This is a genomic window from Halosimplex rarum, from assembly GCF_047715405.1.
Taxonomy (GTDB): domain Archaea; phylum Halobacteriota; class Halobacteria; order Halobacteriales; family Haloarculaceae; genus Halosimplex; species Halosimplex rarum.
On the sequence record NZ_CP180412.1, the window covers coordinates 3,050,523 to 3,068,148 of the forward strand.

17 protein-coding genes are annotated in these 17,626 nt (G+C 69.3%); 7 read left to right on the forward strand and 10 right to left on the reverse strand.

Annotation, left to right across the window (positions count from 1 at the left end; genetic code table 11):
* Positions 1–60: 60 nt before the first annotated feature.
* Together ACMGFH_RS14645 and ACMGFH_RS14650 are read right to left on the reverse strand one after the other, a co-directional pair.
* Positions 61–2,040 carry a DUF460 domain-containing protein gene (locus ACMGFH_RS14645; protein ID WP_415379184.1) on the reverse strand — a complete coding sequence of 660 codons (1,980 nt, stop codon included), beginning with the start codon at positions 2,038–2,040 and terminating at the stop codon, positions 61–63.
* Positions 2,041–2,171: 131 nt separating this feature from the next.
* Entirely contained in the window at positions 2,172–2,867 is a 696-nt protein-coding gene (locus ACMGFH_RS14650) for a class I SAM-dependent methyltransferase (RefSeq protein ID WP_415379185.1), read from the reverse strand.
* Between the two features lie 160 nt (positions 2,868–3,027).
* Here ACMGFH_RS14650 and ACMGFH_RS14655 point away from each other — a divergent pair, with 160 nt between their 5' ends.
* On the forward strand, positions 3,028–3,420 hold the full coding sequence (locus ACMGFH_RS14655) for a VOC family protein (protein ID WP_415379186.1): 393 nt from the start codon (positions 3,028–3,030) through the stop codon (positions 3,418–3,420).
* A gap of 1 nt (position 3,421) precedes the next feature.
* On the opposite strand, the gene ACMGFH_RS14660 is transcribed toward ACMGFH_RS14655, so the two are convergent.
* The gene (locus ACMGFH_RS14660) at positions 3,422–3,787 is read right to left on the reverse strand and encodes a hypothetical protein (protein WP_415379187.1); all 366 of its coding nucleotides are present in this window, start codon (positions 3,785–3,787) and stop codon (positions 3,422–3,424) included.
* 154 nt (positions 3,788–3,941) lie between these two features.
* On the opposite strand from ACMGFH_RS14660, the gene ACMGFH_RS14665 reads away from it, so the two are divergent.
* Entirely contained in the window at positions 3,942–4,913 is a 972-nt protein-coding gene (locus tag ACMGFH_RS14665; RefSeq protein ID WP_415379188.1) for an aldo/keto reductase, read from the forward strand.
* A 27-nt stretch (positions 4,914–4,940) separates the two neighbouring features.
* On the opposite strand, the gene ACMGFH_RS14670 is transcribed toward ACMGFH_RS14665, so the two are convergent.
* Positions 4,941–6,395, reverse strand: a complete 1,455-nt coding sequence (locus ACMGFH_RS14670) for an FAD-dependent oxidoreductase (protein WP_415379189.1) — start codon at positions 6,393–6,395, stop codon at positions 4,941–4,943.
* 252 nt (positions 6,396–6,647) lie between these two features.
* Between ACMGFH_RS14670 and ACMGFH_RS14675 the strand changes: the two genes are divergently transcribed.
* On the forward strand, positions 6,648–7,622 hold the full coding sequence (locus ACMGFH_RS14675; RefSeq protein ID WP_415379190.1) for an SDR family NAD(P)-dependent oxidoreductase: 975 nt from the start codon (positions 6,648–6,650) through the stop codon (positions 7,620–7,622).
* 2 nt (positions 7,623–7,624) lie between these two features.
* Here ACMGFH_RS14675 and ACMGFH_RS14680 read toward each other — a convergent pair whose 3' ends face one another.
* The 4 genes from ACMGFH_RS14680 to rnz all read right to left on the reverse strand — a co-directional run bounded on the left by ACMGFH_RS14680 (position 7,625) and on the right by rnz (position 11,062).
* A complete protein-coding gene (locus ACMGFH_RS14680) occupies positions 7,625–8,536 on the reverse strand; it encodes a PhzF family phenazine biosynthesis protein (RefSeq protein ID WP_415379191.1) in 912 nt (303 codons plus the stop codon).
* A gap of 86 nt (positions 8,537–8,622) precedes the next feature.
* Positions 8,623–9,168: a hypothetical protein gene (locus tag ACMGFH_RS14685; RefSeq protein WP_415379192.1), complete on the reverse strand. Its 546-nt coding sequence runs from the start codon at positions 9,166–9,168 to the stop codon at positions 8,623–8,625.
* A gap of 64 nt (positions 9,169–9,232) precedes the next feature.
* On the reverse strand, positions 9,233–10,030 hold the full coding sequence (locus ACMGFH_RS14690) for a class I SAM-dependent methyltransferase (protein WP_415379193.1): 798 nt from the start codon (positions 10,028–10,030) through the stop codon (positions 9,233–9,235).
* A gap of 108 nt (positions 10,031–10,138) precedes the next feature.
* Positions 10,139–11,062, reverse strand: coding sequence for a ribonuclease Z (gene rnz, locus ACMGFH_RS14695; RefSeq protein WP_415379194.1), 924 nt, complete (start codon positions 11,060–11,062; stop codon positions 10,139–10,141).
* 357 nt (positions 11,063–11,419) lie between these two features.
* Between rnz and ACMGFH_RS14700 the strand changes: the two genes are divergently transcribed.
* Entirely contained in the window at positions 11,420–12,562 is a 1,143-nt protein-coding gene (locus tag ACMGFH_RS14700) for a DUF4382 domain-containing protein (RefSeq protein ID WP_415379195.1), read from the forward strand.
* 45 nt (positions 12,563–12,607) lie between these two features.
* On the opposite strand, the gene ACMGFH_RS14705 is transcribed toward ACMGFH_RS14700, so the two are convergent.
* Complete coding sequence (locus tag ACMGFH_RS14705; RefSeq protein ID WP_415379196.1) at positions 12,608–13,135, reverse strand: hypothetical protein; 528 nt, start codon at positions 13,133–13,135, stop codon at positions 12,608–12,610.
* Between the two features lie 206 nt (positions 13,136–13,341).
* On the opposite strand from ACMGFH_RS14705, the gene alaS reads away from it, so the two are divergent.
* The 3 genes from alaS to ACMGFH_RS14720 all read left to right on the forward strand — a co-directional run bounded on the left by alaS (position 13,342) and on the right by ACMGFH_RS14720 (position 17,265).
* Positions 13,342–16,119 carry an alanine--tRNA ligase gene (gene alaS / locus ACMGFH_RS14710; RefSeq protein ID WP_415379197.1) on the forward strand — a complete coding sequence of 926 codons (2,778 nt, stop codon included), beginning with the start codon at positions 13,342–13,344 and terminating at the stop codon, positions 16,117–16,119.
* Between the two features lie 135 nt (positions 16,120–16,254).
* Entirely contained in the window at positions 16,255–16,950 is a 696-nt protein-coding gene (locus ACMGFH_RS14715) for a hypothetical protein (protein ID WP_415379198.1), read from the forward strand.
* Positions 16,951–17,010: 60 nt separating this feature from the next.
* Positions 17,011–17,265, forward strand: coding sequence for a hypothetical protein (locus tag ACMGFH_RS14720; protein ID WP_415379199.1), 255 nt, complete (start codon positions 17,011–17,013; stop codon positions 17,263–17,265).
* Between the two features lie 31 nt (positions 17,266–17,296).
* Here ACMGFH_RS14720 and ACMGFH_RS14725 read toward each other — a convergent pair whose 3' ends face one another.
* Positions 17,297–17,575, reverse strand: a complete 279-nt coding sequence (locus ACMGFH_RS14725) for a ubiquitin-like small modifier protein 1 (RefSeq protein ID WP_415379200.1) — start codon at positions 17,573–17,575, stop codon at positions 17,297–17,299.
* Between the last annotated feature and the right edge of the window lie 51 nt (positions 17,576–17,626).

The following is a 17,626-nucleotide window of genomic DNA, read 5'->3' on the forward strand; positions in this document are numbered from 1 at the left end:
GACACACAAAAAGCTTGACAGAACTGACGGCGGTCCGGGGCGGCGTCGGCCCGGCGAAACTCAGTCGCTCTCGCCGCGGTCGCCGGCGCGGTGTTCGCTGATGAGGCGGTCGACCATCTGGGCGTTGCGCTCGCGCTCGCGCTCCTCTGCGCGCTCTTCCCAGTCGGCGATGGCCTCGTCGATCTCTCGCTCGCGGGCGACCGCCAGTTCGTCGACCTCCTGGACGGTCACCAGGTCGGCGGGCGCGACGGGGATGTCGTGCTTGAAGAGGATCTCGTCGGCGACGTCCGAGAGCCCGCCGTTACGGAGGACGATCTGCGGGTCGATGTCGACGATCTTGTCGGCCGTCGAGGCGCCGGCGCCGGAGGCATCACGGAACAGGATCACGTCGTCCTCGGCGAGGCCGAAGCGCTCGTGGGCGTCGTCGATGGCGTCGCTGGTGAACTGCTCGACGACCTTGACCGGCGTCAGCCCCTGTTTCTTCTCGGCGACGTCCGCGAAGTTCGAGTGGTCGAGCTTCCAGAGCGCCTTCAGCCGCTCCAGCTTGCCTTCCAGTTCGTCGATGCGCTCGTCCTTCTCGTCGATCTCGCCCTTCAGGCGGCGGTTTTCCCGCTCCAGTCGGGTGACCTCGCGGTCCTTGCGGGCCTCGACGCGCGTCTCGCTGCGGGCCTCCGAGAGCTTGCGTTCGTAGTCGTCTATCTCGTCGTCCTTCTCGGCGATGGTCCCCTCGAGGTTCTCGACGTGGGACTGCAACTGCGCGACCTGCGACTCGAGCTGGGAGATGCGTCTCTGCTCGGGCGACTGCTCGTTGTCGGGCTGCTCGGCCTCGTCGCTGTCCTCGCCGCCGTCGTCGCGCAGGTCGTCGAGGACCGTCTCGACGCTCTCCTCGTTGGCGACGACGCGGGCGACGACCGGACCGACCTCCTGCCCGGGCGGGACCTTCGCGGCGATGCGGTCGAACTGGTCTTTGTGGGCGTCGAAGGCGCCGAAGGCGGCGGCCATGGCGTCGCGCTCGTGGTCGTTGTCGTAGCCCTCCTCGCGCGTACGATGTTGCTTCACGTCGACGGGGAGGTCCCGATCCGGCACCCAGCCGGCGGCGTCGAACGACCGGCGGAGCTTCTCGACGGTCTCGGGCATCGGCGTCACGTCGGCGGCGACGATGACCGGCCGACCGCGTTCGACGATCCACTCGGTCACCTCGGCGCTGTCGGCCGTGCGGGTGCTGAGGACGTCCAGCACCTCGCCGTCGAGCCCGACGATGGCGACCGCGGTGGTGGTCCCGGGGTCGACCCCGACGACGACGTGATCCCGCCGCTTGGCGAGCGGGCGGAACTCGATGCCGTCGCGGCGGACGCGCTCGACCTCGACGCGCACGTCGCCGGCCCGCTCGTTGGAGACCGGGATGTCCCGCGGGCGGCCCTCGACGGTGAATATCGCGTTGGAGAAGCCGCCGTACTTCTCGGTCTCGTCGCGCTCGAAGTCCAGGCCGGCCTCCTTCAGGTCGGCCTCGACCTCGCGGGTCCGCTTCTTGACCGAGCCGTGGATGCGGCGGGTGTAGCGGTCCTCGGACCAGCCGCCGCCACCGCCGGTCGAGCGGCCGCGGGAGACCTTGATCTCCGTCTCGTCGGTGAACGCGGAGACGACCTGGCCGACGTTGCGGGCGGCGAGGCGGGCGGCGGCCTCGGCCTCTTTCATCGGGTCCTTGCCGTAGGGCACGTCGTGGCGGTTGGCGACCCGGGAGAGGGGTTCAGGCCGCTCCGCCCCGGTGACCTGCACCAGCGTCGTCTCGTCGGGGAGCTCGCCCAGAAAGTGGACGAGGGCGTCCTTGTTCTCCGCGAGTTCGTACATGTTGTCCGTGGCGACGATGGCGGGTTTCTCGTCGCGGATCAGCCGGCGGAGCTTCCGCCGGGAGACCACGTCGCGGTCGACGTGCTCGCCGTCGAACGCGACCAGCGCGTAGGAGACGTCCCCGCGCACGTCGCCGCTCTGGACGTCCACCCCGAAGACGACCGCGTCCAGCGCACTCGTTCGCGTGCTCACACGCCTGCGTAGGCAACAGTCGAATATAAACCCGGCGCGGGATGGGGCTCCGCTCACCCGGCGCGGGATCGGACTTTGCCCACCCGGCGTGGGAGCGGTCTCCGCTCAGGCGTCGCGGGTTCGGCCCCCGCTCACCCGGGCTCGGCCCGGATCGCGGTGATCACGCCGAGCAGCTTCGTGGACGACTCGCGGAGCGCGAGGTCGGACTGCGAGACGAGCGCCAGCGGATTCTGGTTCCACCGACAGCGGTGTTTCTCGAAGTGCGCGTCGGCGCGCCAGTCCTGGAGCCGACCGAGCAGTTCCACGCTGCTGCGGCCGTGTTCGAGGAGCAGGACCTGCCCGTCGGGCTCGCAGACGCGGTTCATCTCCCCGAGCGCCGCCAGCGGGTCGGGGAACGTGCACGTCGACAGCGACGAGATCACCGTCTCGAAGCTGTCGTCGCGCACGGCCAGCGACTGGGCGTCCATCTCCGCCAGCGTCCCGCCGCGTCCCAGTCGGCGAAGCTCCGCGTCGGCCTCCCGGAGCATTTCCGGGCTGACGTCGACGCCGACGTACTCGGCCGTCTCGGGCACGTACTCGGCGTTAGTCCCCGTCCCGCAGGCGACGTCCAGGACCCGGCCGGTCGCCCGCCCGAAGAGTCGACGCCGATACCGCCCCACGAGCAGTCGGTCGAGCCGGCGCAACCGGGCCATCGTGCTGGCCTGCTCCGCGTACGTCTCCCGGATGTCGTCCAGGGAACCCCGCCGACTCCCCTCGTGTTCGGTCTGGCCCTCTCCGGCAGGTCTCGCCGTTCGCGCCGATCTGTCGCGGTTGGTGCTGTCTGTCATCGTGTGTCACTATTCGGTCCGAGTGAAGTAGTCGTACTGCCGGCGATACCGGAGGGCGGTTGCTGCGGGTCGAACCAGGGCACCGCGGACGCGACGAACGACCGCCGTATCTGTCTCCGGATTCACAAGACCGAAATGACCGCCCCCGGAACCGGTCGCCATGGAAGCGACGGCGATCGACCACGTCAACGTTCGCGTCCCGGAATCGGCAATCGAGGCCTTCGTCGGCTTCTACCGCGACGACATGGGCTTCGGCACGGAGTACTACGACGAGTACCGTGCCGGCGAGCGGGAGTTCTTCTACGTCCGCCTCGGGCCGTCCTGTATCATCCACGTCTCCCCGCGGGAGACCGTGCCCGAGCCGACTGGCGAGACGATCAACCACTTCGCCGTGTTCGTGGACGCGTCGATGGACGAGGTGATGGAACGGGTCGAAGCGTCCGACATCGAGGTGCTCACCGAAGCGGTCCGCGAGGGCGCGACGGGCGAATACCCCTGCGTCTACGTCGAAGACCCCGTCGGCTATACGGTCGAGTTCAAGACCGCGGCGTGACTCAGAGGAACTCCGTGCACGTCTCGGCGAACGTCGCGAGAGGCAGGTCGGCCTCGGAGTCGACGCTGACGAACAGGCCGGTGAACTCGCCGGTCGCGAAGTGGAAGGCCGTCAGCTCCTCGAAGCGGTGGATCGAACACTCCAGTCGCCCCGCGGCGAAGAGGTCTTCGAGGTGGCCCCGGCCGAGCCCCTGGAGGACCAGTTCGTCGTGGACGCGGTCGGCGTGCTCCTCCGCGCGTGCCTCGACCTCCGGCCGCGAGTAGAACACCTCGTAGCCGTCTTCGTCGTAGGTCGCGGCCAGTCTGAGGTCGTCGCCGACCGCGTCCCGGAGGGCGTCGACCAGGGCGCCCTTGTCACCGGCTACCATGACAACTCCTTGTCGGTCTCCCATTGTCAAAGTAGGGGGCGATTCGACCGTCGAGCCTGGTGCGCCAGGGGGCCCGGGTCAGGCGGTGAGACTGTCGCCCGTCTCGGACTTCCGCGAGCGGTCGTTTTACGTCCTATCGCGCCGTCTCTCCGCTATGGAGTACACCACGCTCGGTTCCACGGGCATGGAAGTCTCGAAAATCTGTCTCGGTTGCATGAGCTTCGGCAGCGGCACCGACTGGATGCTCGACGAGGACGACAGCGAGGAGCTGATCGAGCGCGCCATCGACCTGGGCGTCAACTTCTTCGACACCGCCAACACGTACTCGGCGGGCGAATCGGAGGAGATCCTCGGCGACGTGCTCGCCCACTACGACCGCGACGAGCAGGTCGTCGCCACCAAGGTCCGCTTCTCCGGCGCGAACGAGCACAGGAACGCCGAGGGCCTCTCGCGGAAGACCATCGAGCAGGAGCTCGAACACTCCCTCGATAGGTTAGGGATGGACACCGTCGACCTCTACCAGATCCACCGCTGGGACTACGACACGCCCATCGAGACGACCCTGCGCGCGCTCGACGACGCCGTCCGCCGGGGACAGGTCCGCCACATCGGCGCTTCGTCGATGTGGGCCCACCAGTTCCAGGAGGCGTTGCACGTCAGCGACCGCGAGGGACTGGCCCGCTTCGAGACGATGCAGAACCTCTACCACCTGACCTACCGCGAGGAGGAGCGGGAGATGTACCCCGTCTGCGAGAAGGAGGACGTCGGCGTCCTCCCGTGGTCGCCGCTGGCCGCCGGGTACCTGACCCGTCCCCACGAGGAGTTCACCGCCACCGAGCGCGGCGAGACCGAAGAAGACTACGGCGTCCCCTATCACGAGGGGCCGGGCAGCCGGGAGATCAACGAGCGCGTCCAGGAACTCGCCGCCGACAAGGGCGTCACGATGGCGCAGATCGCGCTCGCCTGGCACTTCCAGAACGACGCCGTCGACGCCCCCATCGTCGGCACGTCGAGCGTCGAACACCTCGAAGCCGCCGTGGAGGCGCTGGACGTGTCGCTGTCGAGTTCGGACGTGGCCTACCTCGAAGAGCCGTACGAGCCCGTGCCGATCTACGGCCACGAGTAGTCGGTCCGGTAGTTCTGACAGTTCCGGCTACGGGGACGGCGGCTCGGCGGCGCGTTCGTCGTCGACGGTCGCCGAATCGTCGCTCCCGGGCGGAACCCGCGTCCTGCGCTCCGGGTCGGGGTCGACCCAGTCGCCGCCGACGGGGAGGAGCACGCGGGCGAGAATCCTCGGGCGGAGCAGCGCGGTCGGCGAGCGCTCCAGCCCGACGACCTCGCCGTAGGCCTCGGCGAGGACGCCGTCGTCGTGGGCCTGTCGGAGCAACCGGGAGAAGTACCGGTTGAACAGCGTCGTCGCGACCGACGGTTCGCCGTCGGTCTCCTCGTACCGGTAGTCGGCGCCGGTCGCCATCTGCCACGGCGTGTCCAGCACCGGCGCCACCGCGCCGAAAAAGCGCGGAGCCAGCCGGTCGAGGCCGCCGTCAGCGAGCGCGTGGTGGAGCACCAGCGCGTCGAGGGCCGCGATCGACATCCCCTGCCCGTAGACGGGGTTGAAGCTCGACACGGCGTCGCCGGTGACGACCAGGCCGTCGGGGAAGCGATCGAGCGCCTCGTAGCGGCGGCGCATGCTCGCCGGGAACGGGTAGCGCTCGACGCCGTCCGACACCCACGGCTGGGCCCGCAGGAGGTCCGCGATCAGGTCGATCGGCAGCGAGTCGGCGAAGTCGAGGACTTCGTCGCGGTCGCCCGGCGCGCCGTCGCCGTGCACTCCGGCGAGGATCACGTCCCACTGGCCGTCCTCGATCGGGAGCGCGACGGCGCCGCGGGTCCGCGGCGCGTCGAGGGGCACGTTGATCATCCGCCGGTCGCCCGGCGGGCGCTCGACCCGGAGCGAACTGTACTGCAAGTCGATCTCGACCCTGTCTTCGGGCGGGGCGCGGTAGCCGTTGTCGGCGAGCCACTCCGGGGTCCGACTCGCGCGACCGGTCGCGTCGACGACGAGGTCGGCGTCGATGGCCTCGGTCGGGCCGCCCTCGCGGACTTCCACGCCGGTCACCGCCGTCGCGCCGTCGTCGGTCAGGTAGTCGACGAACTGGCAGCCGCCGCGGAGGCGGACGGGGTCGAGGTCGCGGACGCGTCTGCGGATCACGTGTTCGAACAGGGGCCTGCTTGCGCAGTAGGAGGGCGTCCGCTCCGGGCCGTCGGCGACGAAGCCGCCGTGCTGGAACTCCACGAGCTGGCGCGTCACGTCGATTATCAGCCCGCCGGCGGCGACCAGGTCCTCGCCGAACCCCGGGAAGAAGTCTTCGAGGGTCGCCTGGCCGGCCGCCAGCAGCGCGTGGGGGTGGCTAGTCTGGGGCGCGCCGTCGCGCGCGACCGGGGCGTCGGGGAGCGGGTCGCGCTCGACGACGACCACCTCGTCGAACCCGTCGGCGAGGGCGCGCGCGGCGCAGAGCCCGGCGACGCTCCCTCCGACGACCACCGCGCGGTCGCCGACGGTGCCAACCCCGTTCGGTCCGTACCGGTCGACGGCGTCGAGCGTCATTCGGACCGCCCCCGCGTCGCCGGGCACCGATTCGACCGCCGACCGCACCGCCCGTCGGCCGCGGCGGCACCGAACGCGACCGACCGACCCGTTCGAGTGACACACCCCGCCGCTGCGCTGGAGACCACGTCGTTCACGAAAGGACTGTCAGTCCCGATCCACAAAGCTGTCTCCCCTCACCCGTCGTGGACGTTTATGTACCGGGCCGGTGGCGGGGTGGGAGTTTTCAGGCGGGGGCGGGAAGAGAGGCCAATGACAGACGCTGCGACCGACGACGGAGCGGCGCTCGGGAGGGGAGACGTGGCGCTGGTCACCGGTTCCACCGACGGCATCGGCGCCGAGACGGCACGCAACCTCGCCGAGACGGGCGCGACGGTGCTCGTCCACGGCCGGGACCGCGCGAAGGGCGAGCGACTGGCCGCCTCGCTCTCCGGCGACGACCACCGGTTCTACGCCGCGGACTTCGCCGAACCGGCGGCGATCCGGGACCTGGCCGACGCGGTGTGCGCCGACTTCGACCGGCTGGACGCGCTGGTCAACAACGCCGGGACGTTCCAGAGCGAGCGCCACCTCGTCGACCTGCCCGGGAGCGACGCCGGCGTGGAGTTGACCTTCGCCGTCAACCACCTCGCGCCGTTCCTGCTGACGAACCTGCTCGCCGACCGCCTCGCCGCGACCGGCGAACGCCGAGCGAGCGACGCCCCCGAAAGGGAACGGGACCCCGCCCGCGTCGTGACGGTCTCGTCGGACCTGCACCGCGGTACGGAACTCGACCTCGACGGCGTCCGCGGCCCCGACGGACCGACCGGCATGGACGCGTACGGCCACTCGAAGCTCGCGAACGTCCTGTTCACGGCCGAACTCGCGCGGCGGCTGCCAGACGGCGTGGTCGCCAACTGCTGTCATCCGGGCGTCTCGCCGACGACCGGCCTCACCCGGGACAGCTCGCGGTTCATGGGGATCGCCTGGAAGCTGTACGGCGTCGTCGGCGGCGCGCTCGGCCGGACCGACTCGGCGGCGGAATCCGCCGAGACGCCGACCTACCTGGCGCGCTCGCCCGCCGTGGCGGGCGTCTCCGGCGAGTACTTCGACGACCGCGAGCCCGTCACCCCGGGGGACGGTGCCACCGATCGCGACGCCCAGCGGCGACTCTGGCGAGCCAGCGCCGAGTGGGTCGCGATCGGCGAGGAAGAAGAAGTCGGCGCCGAACGGGCGCAGCGCGCCTGATCCTACAGCAGCGTCCCGCGGGCGACCGCCCGGACGGCCCCGCCGACCTCGACGGTGATCCCTTCCGAATCAGCGGTCTCGCGGGCTCGCAGGTGGACCAGCGACGGCCGTCCCATCTCGTAGCCCTGTTCGACGCGAACGTCGAGGTCGTCGGTGGCGTCCCGGTCGTCGAGTCCGTGGCGGACCAGATACGCCGCGAGGCAGCCGTTCGACGAGCCGGTCGCGGGGTCCTCGGGGACGCCGTAGTACGGCGCGAACACCCGGACGGCGAAGTCGTTGGCGTCGTCGCGGGGCTCGGGACAGACGGCGAGGACGTTCTTCGCGTCGCGGTCGCCCGTGACGGCGTCGTACGCCGCGCGGTCGACGTCGATCGCTTCGAGCGCGGCGCGGTCGGCGAGCGGGACGATGATCGTCGGCAGCCCGGTGGAGACGACCGCGACCGGGTACTCTCGGTCGAGGTCGGTGGGATCGAGCCCGAGAACGTCCGCGAGGTCGTCGTGTGCGAGTTCGTCCCCGAACGCGGGCGGCTGCTGTGTCATCCACAGCGTCTCGCCGCCGTCGTCCCGGTCGCGAACCGCGACGGGGACCTCGCCCACGTCGAGGTCGAGAACGACCTGGTCGGGCCGGCCGTCGGCGAGGTGTTCGCGGATCACCTGCGCCGTCCCGAGCGTCGGGTGGCCGGCGAAGGGGATCTCGGCCTCCGGCGTGAAGATGCGGACAGGCCAGGTGCCGTCGGGCTGCGGTCCGTTCTCGGCGTCGGTCTCGACGTAGGTCGTCTCCGAGAAGCCGATTTCGGCGGCGAACGCCTGCATCTCCTCGTCCGACAGGTCGGCCGCGTCGGTGACGACCGCGAGCTGGTTGCCGGCGTAGCGCTCGCGGGCGAACACGTCGACGAGGTGGAGGGGTCGGTCCATGACGCCGGATGGAAAGGCGAGCGAGAAAGGCGTTTCCCGACCGTGGTAACCGATGGCAACGCACGCGCCGCCGCTCGACGGCCGTTTCAGTCGGGAGTCGCCGTCGAGACGGGATCGGCCATCTTGATCGAGTACGTTACCGTGACGCTCTCCCGGCCGGGTTCGGTCGACTGCTCGGTGCAGTCCAGCGAAAAGATGAACTGGCCCTCGGGGAGCTGTTCGACGACGTGCGCTTCGGAGACGTCCGTCCGGCTGAACGCGGCGACTGGCGACGCGTCGCGAGCGCCCTGCTCGTAGGCGTCGTACTCCTCGCGCCGGAAGACGAGGCAATCGACCGTCCCCTCCCCCTCGACGGCGACGTCGTAGTCCACGTACTCCCCCGAGTCCTGCGGCGTGTTCGTGAGCCCGATCGCCCTGAACTCGCCAGCCTCGATCGTTGTCGTCCCCTCCGAACTGCTCGACCGGAACGCCCGACGGTCGTCGTTCGGGTAGTCGTCCACGTCGTCCGGGACGCCGTCACCGTCGCTGTCGGGACGATCGGTCGGCGTCGACGACTGCGCGGGGCCGAGTCCGAGACAGCCGCCGCAGACCGCCGCGAGACCCGTCGCGAACGCGCGTCGAGTCGGTGACACACCGGACCTTTCAGCGAGGCTGCAATAAGCGTTCTCCACTGCGTCGCGCGCCGACCGGTCCGCTCTATCCCGTCGTGATCGTCGCGCTGTCCGCCGGTTTCAGGAATCGCAGACAGAGGAAGTTCGGGGGGCCGTCGCGAAACTCGGCGGCGTGGTCCGGCGCGATATCCGCGAAGACGTCCGTGATCTCGGGTTCGAGGACGCGCTCGACGAGCAGTCCCGCCTCCGTCGCCGGCTCGAAGGCCGCCTGCAGCGGCCGGCGGTAGAACGGGACGACGAACGGGTCGCCATCGTCGCCCCAGTCGCGGTCGACCCGTTCGGTGTCGCCGTAGGTGGCGCTCTCGGCGAGGACGTGGTCGCGGACGAAGAACTCGGCGTCGACGTAATCCCGGACCGGGTGGCTCGTCGAGACGACGACGCGACCGCCGGGTCGCAGGACGCGAGCGAACGCCGCGAAGACCGCCTCCCAGTCCCGCACGTGTTCGAGCGCGAGCTGACAGAGGACGAGGTCGACGGCCTCGTCGTCGAGGAACGGGAGTCCGTCCGTGAGGTCGGCCTCGTGGACCGGTATCTCGCCGGCGAACCGGCCGTCGCCGAAGCGTTCGCGCGTCCGTCGAACCATCGCCGGGCTGGCGTCGACGCCCACCGGGTCGGCGCCCGCCTCCGCCAGCCGCTCCGTGTAGAAGCCGTCGCCGCAGGCCGCGTCGAGGACGCGCTTGCCGTCTAGCGGAGGAAGCAGTCGCTCGACCGTCGGCCACTCGTAGTACTCGCGGATCGCCGCGTCGGTGATGTCCTCGTACCCCGGCGCGAGTTCGTCGTACGTGCTCCGCGAGATGGGCTGATCGTCGTCTTCGGCGGGCACTGTACCAGTGGTGTGGTCCGTGTCCGTGATATAGTTTCCCAGGGCCGTCGTTCGAGTGCGCTCCTGCGGAGGCGTTTCGGCCGCGACAGCGCGCGCCACTGCGGACGTTTAGTCTTCGTCGGGGAAGGGGACTGCCAACTGCTCGCCGTCGTCGGGGACCCACGCCTCGCCGTCGAAGTGCTCGCGGGCCTCGCGCTCGATTGGCGAGTGGTCACCGGCGTATCGGGTCGAGATGTGGGTGAGCGCGAGCCGTTTCGCGCCCGCTCGCTGGGCGACGACGGCGGCCTCGCGGGCCGTGGAGTGGGCTGTCTCCTTCGCGCGGTCGGCCCAGTCGCTGGCGAACGTAGCGTCGTGGACGAGCAGGTCGGCGTCCTCGGCGGCGGCGACGACCGCGTCGGTGGGTCGCGTGTCGCCGGTGTAGACCATGCGGCGGCCGGGCCGCGGCGGGCCGACGACTTCCTCGGGCCGGATCGTCCGCCCGTCGTGTTCGACGGGTTCGCCGCGGTGGAGCTTTGAGTACTTCGGGCCCGGCGAGACGCCGAGTTCAGTTTCGGCCTTCTCGCGGTCGAAGCGGCCCTTGCGGTCGTCTTCGACGATCGCGTAGCCGACGGCGTTGGTGCGGTGGTCGACGCGGACGGCGCGGACCTCGTACTCAGAGCGGTCGAGGACGGTGTCGCCGGCGTCGACCTGGTGGATGCGGACGGAGAAGGCGGGGTCGTTGCCGCCGGCGTGGACGAGGTCCTCGACCTGGCCGCGGGTACCGCTGGGGGCGTGGATGGCGAGCGGGTCCTCGCGGTCGTTGAAGTCGAAGGTCTGGATCAGGCCGGGGATGCCGAGGACGTGGTCGCCGTGGAGATGCGTGACGAAGATGTGGTCGACGGCGAAGCCGGTGTTGAAACGCATCATCTGACGCTGGGTGCCCTCGCCGCAGTCGAAGAGGAGGCGGTCGCCGTCGCGGTTGACCAGCAGCGCGCTCGTGTTGCGCTGGGTGGTCGGGACAGCGCCGCTCGTCCCGAGAAACGTCACGCGCATGTCCGCCTCTCGGCGGGCGCCCGGTAAACGCGTGTCGGATCCCGATCCGCGGACCGAACCGACTCAGCGCCCGACCGCTCGCCGACGGCTCCCGATCGCCGACCACCGCCAGACCACGTATAAATTCTTTTCGCCCGTTCATCCCGAGTGTCGTTCGTTCGCGGGGAGAAACGACGGACTGCACCGGTATCGAAAGAGCTGGAAATCCGGATTGATCGATGTTAATCCGGCTTCAGCGTCGCCTTTATATATGGGTCCGGGGGTGATAGGTGAGAGTACGATGCCACGGACAGACCGACAGTTTGCGAAGTGCGGGCGGACGAACGAACGCCGGACGCGGCGGACGGGGGTGTCCGGATGAAACGCGCCGTCCTCGCGCTCGCGACGGCGCTACTGGTCGTGACCGCCGGCTGTGCGGCGACTCCCGGAACGGGGACGCCGGCCGCCGACGGTGGCGACGGCGCCTCCGGGGACGACACCGACGGTGACGCCAGCGGGACGGACAGCGGCACCGAAGACGAGGACGCGTCCGATTCGGGAACCGTCAACTTCTACGTGAGCGACGAGCCCAACGACATGGACGACTTCGAGCACCTGAACGTCACGATCACGAGCGTCCAGTTCCACCTCGTCGACGCCGCGAACGAGTCGGCCGACGAGGAGAACGCGTCCACGGCCACCGCGACGGCGACGGCCGTGAACGCAACGGACGCCGACGACAGTGACGCCACCGAGACCGACGCCGACGAGGAGAGCGAAGAAGACGAAGAGCGCGAGGACGAAGCGGACGAGATGGACGACGAAGACGAAGGCGAGGACGGTCGCTGGGTCACCCGCGACGTGAACGCCACGAGCGTCGACCTCTCGCAGTTGCGCGGCGCGAACGCCACGTTACTCGAACAGTTCGACCTCCCCGCGGGCGAGTACGACAAGATCCACATGGAAGTGAGCGAGGTGAACGGGACGCTGAAGAACGGCGACTCCCAGCGGGTCAAGCTCCCGAGCGGGAAACTCCAGCTCAACAGCCAGTTCACGGTCGAGAACGGCAGCGAAGTGGACTTCGTCTACGACGTGACCGTCCACGAGGCCGGCAACAGCGGGAAGTACATCCTCAAGCCGGTCGTGAGCGAGTCCGGGACCGACGTCGAAATCGAACGAGTCGACGATGACGACAACGACGACGATCGGTCCATCAGCGCGTCGTTCGTCGGCAACGTCTCCGCCGGCGAGAACGTCACCGTCCTGGTGACCGAGAACGGCAGCGCCATCGAGAACGCGACGGTGAGCGTCGACGACGGAGCGGCCGGGACCACCGACGCCGACGGCGAATACGTCGTTAGCGTCCCGAGCGACGCCGAGGAGCTCGAAGTCGAAGTCGAATCGGGCGACGCCGAGGCCGAACTCGAAGCGGAGTTCGAAGACGGCGACGAGACAGACGACGAGACCGAGGACGCGGCGGGCGGCGACGGCGGTGCGAACGACCAGGCCGCCGCGGCCTGACTCGGTAACGCGGTCCGACGCGGTGTCGCGGCCCGATGCGTCGAATCAGTTTTCGCGTTCGTCCGCGCACGGGACGTCGCGCTCGGCGACGCCGACCGTGCGCGAGGCCGTGGCGGCGGTGGTCTTCTCGGTGGAGACGACCCCCTGGACGGTCACCGAGTCGCCGCCGTCCAGCGACGGCGGCCGCTCGTCGATCGTGAACAGGGTCACCCGCTCGGAGCCGCCCGTCGAGAGATTCACGGTATCCGTCTGGACGAGTCCTCCGTCGCCGACGGTCACGTTCACGCGGAACGTCGCCTCGGGCGGGCCCTCATCGCCGACCGGCCGTTCCAGGACGAGCGACCCGCTCAGCCCGGCGTTACCCGGCAAGGGTCCCCGCTCGTTGCAGGTGACGACCTCGCCGGATCCGGTGCGGGCGTCGTCGGACTGGTTGCCGACCGCGACTCGCGGTTCGAAGGCGGAGACAGTCGCGTTGGCGGGGCGGTCCTCGGAAGTGATGGCCGACAGCGCGACGGTGGCACCGACGACGACGGCGAACAAGAGGACGATCCCGGCGATGGCGAAGCGGCGCATACGTCGCCCGCCGTCCGGCGCCGTAATGTGCTTTCTTATCGACGTGTCGACATCGAGCGGAGGGCGACCAGCGAGACGAGCTGGGGGCCGACGATCACCGCGAGACGGCTCAACCACGACCGAGCGTGAGCCGCCGAGGGCCGCGAGTACGGGGGCCGTACCTTCGGAACTGTTTTACGCGCCGCTGGGCGACGTTGTACCAACAGATGAGCGACCTCGAAGCGGAGTATCGACTCGACTATTTCGAGGAACACGGCTTCCACCGCGAGCAGTGTTCCGAGTGTGGGGCTCACTTCTGGACGCTCGACGGGGACCGGGCGACCTGCGGGGAGCCGCCATGCGAGGAGTACGGCTTCATCGACGACCCCGGGTTCGACGAGTCCCTCTCCCTGGAGGAGACCCGCGAGCAGTTCCTCTCCTTTTTCGAGGAGCGGGGTCACGAGCGCATCGACCCCTACCCCGTCGCCGCCAACCGCTGGCGCGACGACGTCCTCCTGACGCAGGCGTCTATCTACGACTTCCAGCCGCACGTCACTAGCGGCGAGTCGCCGCCGCCCGCCAACCCCCTCGTCGTCTCCCAGCCGTGCATCCGGATGCAGGACATCGACAACGTCGGCAAGACCGGCCGGCACACCATGGCCTTCGAGATGGGCGGCCACCACGCGTTCAACGCCGACGAGGGCACCGACTACGCCTACGAGGGCGAGGTCTACTGGAAGGACCAGTGCGTCGAGCACTGCATGGACCTGCTCGCCGAGGTCGGCGCGCCCCGCGAGGACGTGACCCTCATCGAGGACCCGTGGGTCGGCGGCGGTAACGCCGGCCCCGCCTTCGAGGTCATCTACCGCGGGCTCGAACTCGCGACGCTCGTCTTCATGCAGTTCGAGCAGGACCCCGACGGCGACTTCGAGATGAAAGACGGCAATACGTACAGCCGGATGGACCGCCGGGTCATCGACACCGGCTACGGCATCGAGCGCTGGGCGTGGATGTCCCAGGGGACGCCGACGGTCTACGAGGCCGTCTACCCCGACATGATCGACTTCCTGAAGGACAACGCCGGGCTGGACTACTCCGAGCGCGAGGCCGAGATCGTCCACCGCGCCGCGACGCTCGCGGGCCACATGGACATCGACGAGGCCGAGGACATGGAGTCGGCCCGCGACAACATCGCCGACAAGCTCGACGTCTCCACAAGCGAACTCGTTGACCTGCTCGAACCGCTGGAGGACATCTACGCCATCGCCGACCACTGCCGGACGCTCGCGTACATGCTCGGCGACAACATCGTCCCGTCGAACGTCGGGACGGGCTACCTCGCGCGGATGGTCCTCCGTCGGACCAAGCGACTGGTCGACAACGTCGGCGTCGACGCGCCGCTGGACGAACTCGTCGACATGCAGGCCGACCGGCTGGGCTACCAGAACCGCGACACCATCCGCGACATCGTCCGCACGGAGGTCGAGAAGTACCGCGAGACGCTCGACCAGGGCGGCCGCCGGGTCCGCCGGCTCGCCGACGACTACGCCGAGCAGGGCGAGCCCATCCCCGTCCGCGAACTCATCGAGCTGTACGACTCCCACGGCATCCAGCCGGACATGGTCGAAGAGATCGCCGCCGAGAAGGGCGTCGACGTGGAGACGCCCGACGACTTCTACGCCCTCGTCGCCGACCGCCACGGCAGCGGCCAGGCCTTCGACGAGGAGGAGGAGCGGCCCTACGCTGACCGCCTCGAAGAACTACCCAACACAGACCGGCTGTACTACGAGAACCAGCAGCGCACCGAGTTCGAGGCGGTGGTGCTGGAGGTCTTCGAGCGCGACGACGGCACCCACGACGTGGTGCTCGACCAGACAATGTTCTACCCCGAAGGCGGGGGCCAGCCGCCGGACCACGGGACGCTCTCGACCGACGACGTGACCGCCGAGGTCTCGGACGTGCAGATCGTCGACGGCGTGATCCTCCACACCGTCGACGCCGACCCCGGCAAGGGCGAGTTCGTCCGCGGGCAGATCGACGCCACGCGCCGCCGGCGCCTGATGGCCCACCACACCGCGACGCACGTCGTCGTCCACGCCGCCCGGCAGGTGCTCGGCGAGCACGTCCGCCAGGCCGGCGCCCAGAAGGGCACCGAGTCCTCGCGCATCGACGTGAGCCACTACGAATCCGTCTCCCGCGAACAGGTCCGGGAGATCGAACACCGCGCGAACGACATCGTCCGGTCGAACGTGCAGGTCAAACAGGAGTGGCCCGACCGCCACGAGGCCGAGGACGAACACGGCTTCGACCTCTACCAGGGCGGCATTCCGGCGGGCGAGAACATCCGCCTCATCCACGTCGCCGAGGACGTCCAGGCCTGCGGCGGCACCCACGTCGCCCGCACCGGCGACATCGGGACGATCAAGGTGCTCGGCACCGAGCGCGTCCAGGACGGCGTCATCCGCATCGAGTTCGCGGCGGGCGACGCGGCCGTCCAGGCCACCCAGGACACCGAGGACGCCCTCTACGAGGCCGCGGAGACCCTCGACGTCGCCCCCGACGAAGTGCCCGAGACCGCCGAGCGCTTCTTCACGGAGTGGAAAGAACGGGGCAAGACCATCGAGCAACTCAAAGAGGAACTCGCCGAGGTCCGCGCAGCGGCCGGCGGCGACGAGGGCGAGGAGGTCGCGGTCGGCGACGAGACCGCCGTCGTCCAGCGCCTCGACGCCGACATGGACGAACTCCGGGCGACCGCGAACGCCCTCGTCGAAGAGGGGACGATCGCCGTGCTCGGATCGGGACGCGACGGTGCGACGTTCGTCGTCGCCGTCCCCGACGGCTCGGCCGTCAACGCCGGCGAGGTCGTCAGCGAACTCGCCAGCAAGGTCGGCGGCGGCGGCGGCGGTCCGCCGGACTTTGCGCAGGGCGGCGGTCCGGACGTCGATGCCCTCGACGACGCCCTCGACGACGCTCCCGACGTCCTCCAGCAGGTCGCCAACGCCTGAGTTTCGACACCCTTATCCGCCGAATCAGCCGTTTTGCCAGTTGATCCGGTCAGACTCGGCTGGATCATCCGATAGTCCGTTCCCTGTCATGAACGGTAACGCTCATGTATCGGAGCCGTCAATCAGTTATCGAACATGAGTGGGATCGAGTACGACGCACCGGGGGTAGAGTCGACAGCGTCGCGGAGCGTCTCGCGGATCGCGGGTATCGGGGCGGGACTGGTCGCGCTGAACATCGTGTTGATGCTGGCGTTGAGCTACACGCCAGTCGCCGGCCTGGGCGCGGCGTTGTTCCGGAACTTCTTCATCGGCATCGCGACGTTCGTCGTGACCGTCGGGGGCGGGTACTGGCTGGCGAACACGGGCATCGAGAAGGGTAGTATGGGCCTGGCCGGCGTCGGCGTGGCGCTCTCGCAGTTCGGCTACGCCCTGCTCGGGTCGGCCATCCTCTTTCGGGTGGCGTCGTCGATGCGCGTCACCGCCCTGGGGATCACCGCAGTCGTTACCGGGATCATCACGGCCGTCGTCGCCGTCGTCGTCTTCAAGACCGACCACTCCTTCGAGCGCTGGCAGCTGTACTCCTGGGTGTGCTTCGGCGGCGGGTTCCTCGTCGGCGCCATCGGCTTCTTCGTGAACCCGACGATCATGCTCGCCGCGGGCGCGCTCTTCCTGCTCGGGTTCATCGTCGACCTGACCTACGAGATCTGGGCGGTCCGCGAGAGCAAGTACGGTGACCTGCGCAGCGCCATCGGCATCTACATCGCCGTCATGGGCGTGTTCATCCATATCCTCCAGCTCGTTCTGCGCGTGCTGGAGATGCTGGACGCCTGATCCGCGCACTCCCTACCCGCCATCGGCAGACTGAAAAAGTAGGAACAGTAACACTTCGCCGTGAGTCCGACGCGACTCCGCCAGGCGGTCGGTAACTGGCGACACTGGTGGGATCTGGCGGAGGTCGCGTTCGCAGGCTGGTTGCTCGTCGTGTTGCTCGGCGGTCCGGACAACGTCGGACGACTGACCGGACTGGGGGCGATAACGCCGGTTTTCGAACTCGCCGCGAACTGGGGATTTCAGGCCGCGCTCGCGTCCGTATTCGTCGGCTTCGCGCTCCTCCACCTCCGGCAGGAGAGCGATTTAGCCGACTGATCGGTCTCTGCGGACGGAAACGGAGTGGGTTCTAGCCGCCGCTGACCGGCGGGAACAGCGCGAGTTCGTCGCCGTCCTCCAGCGCGGTCTCGAAGCCGGCTTCCTCGGCGAACGGGTCGCGCCCCTCGTGAAGCAGGCGGACGTGCTCGTAGAGGTCGCCGTCGTCGTCGAGCACCTCGTCTTCGAGCGCGGGGTAGGTTTCGAGAAGCGCATCGAACGCGTCGCCGACGGTCGCGCCGGCGTCGACGTCCACCTCGACCTCGGTGTCCCCGGCCGTCTCGGCCAGCGTCGCGAAGAGCCGCCAGTGCATATCTGACGGTGGACGCCGACACTCAAAGAGCGTTCCGCACTCGATGCGATT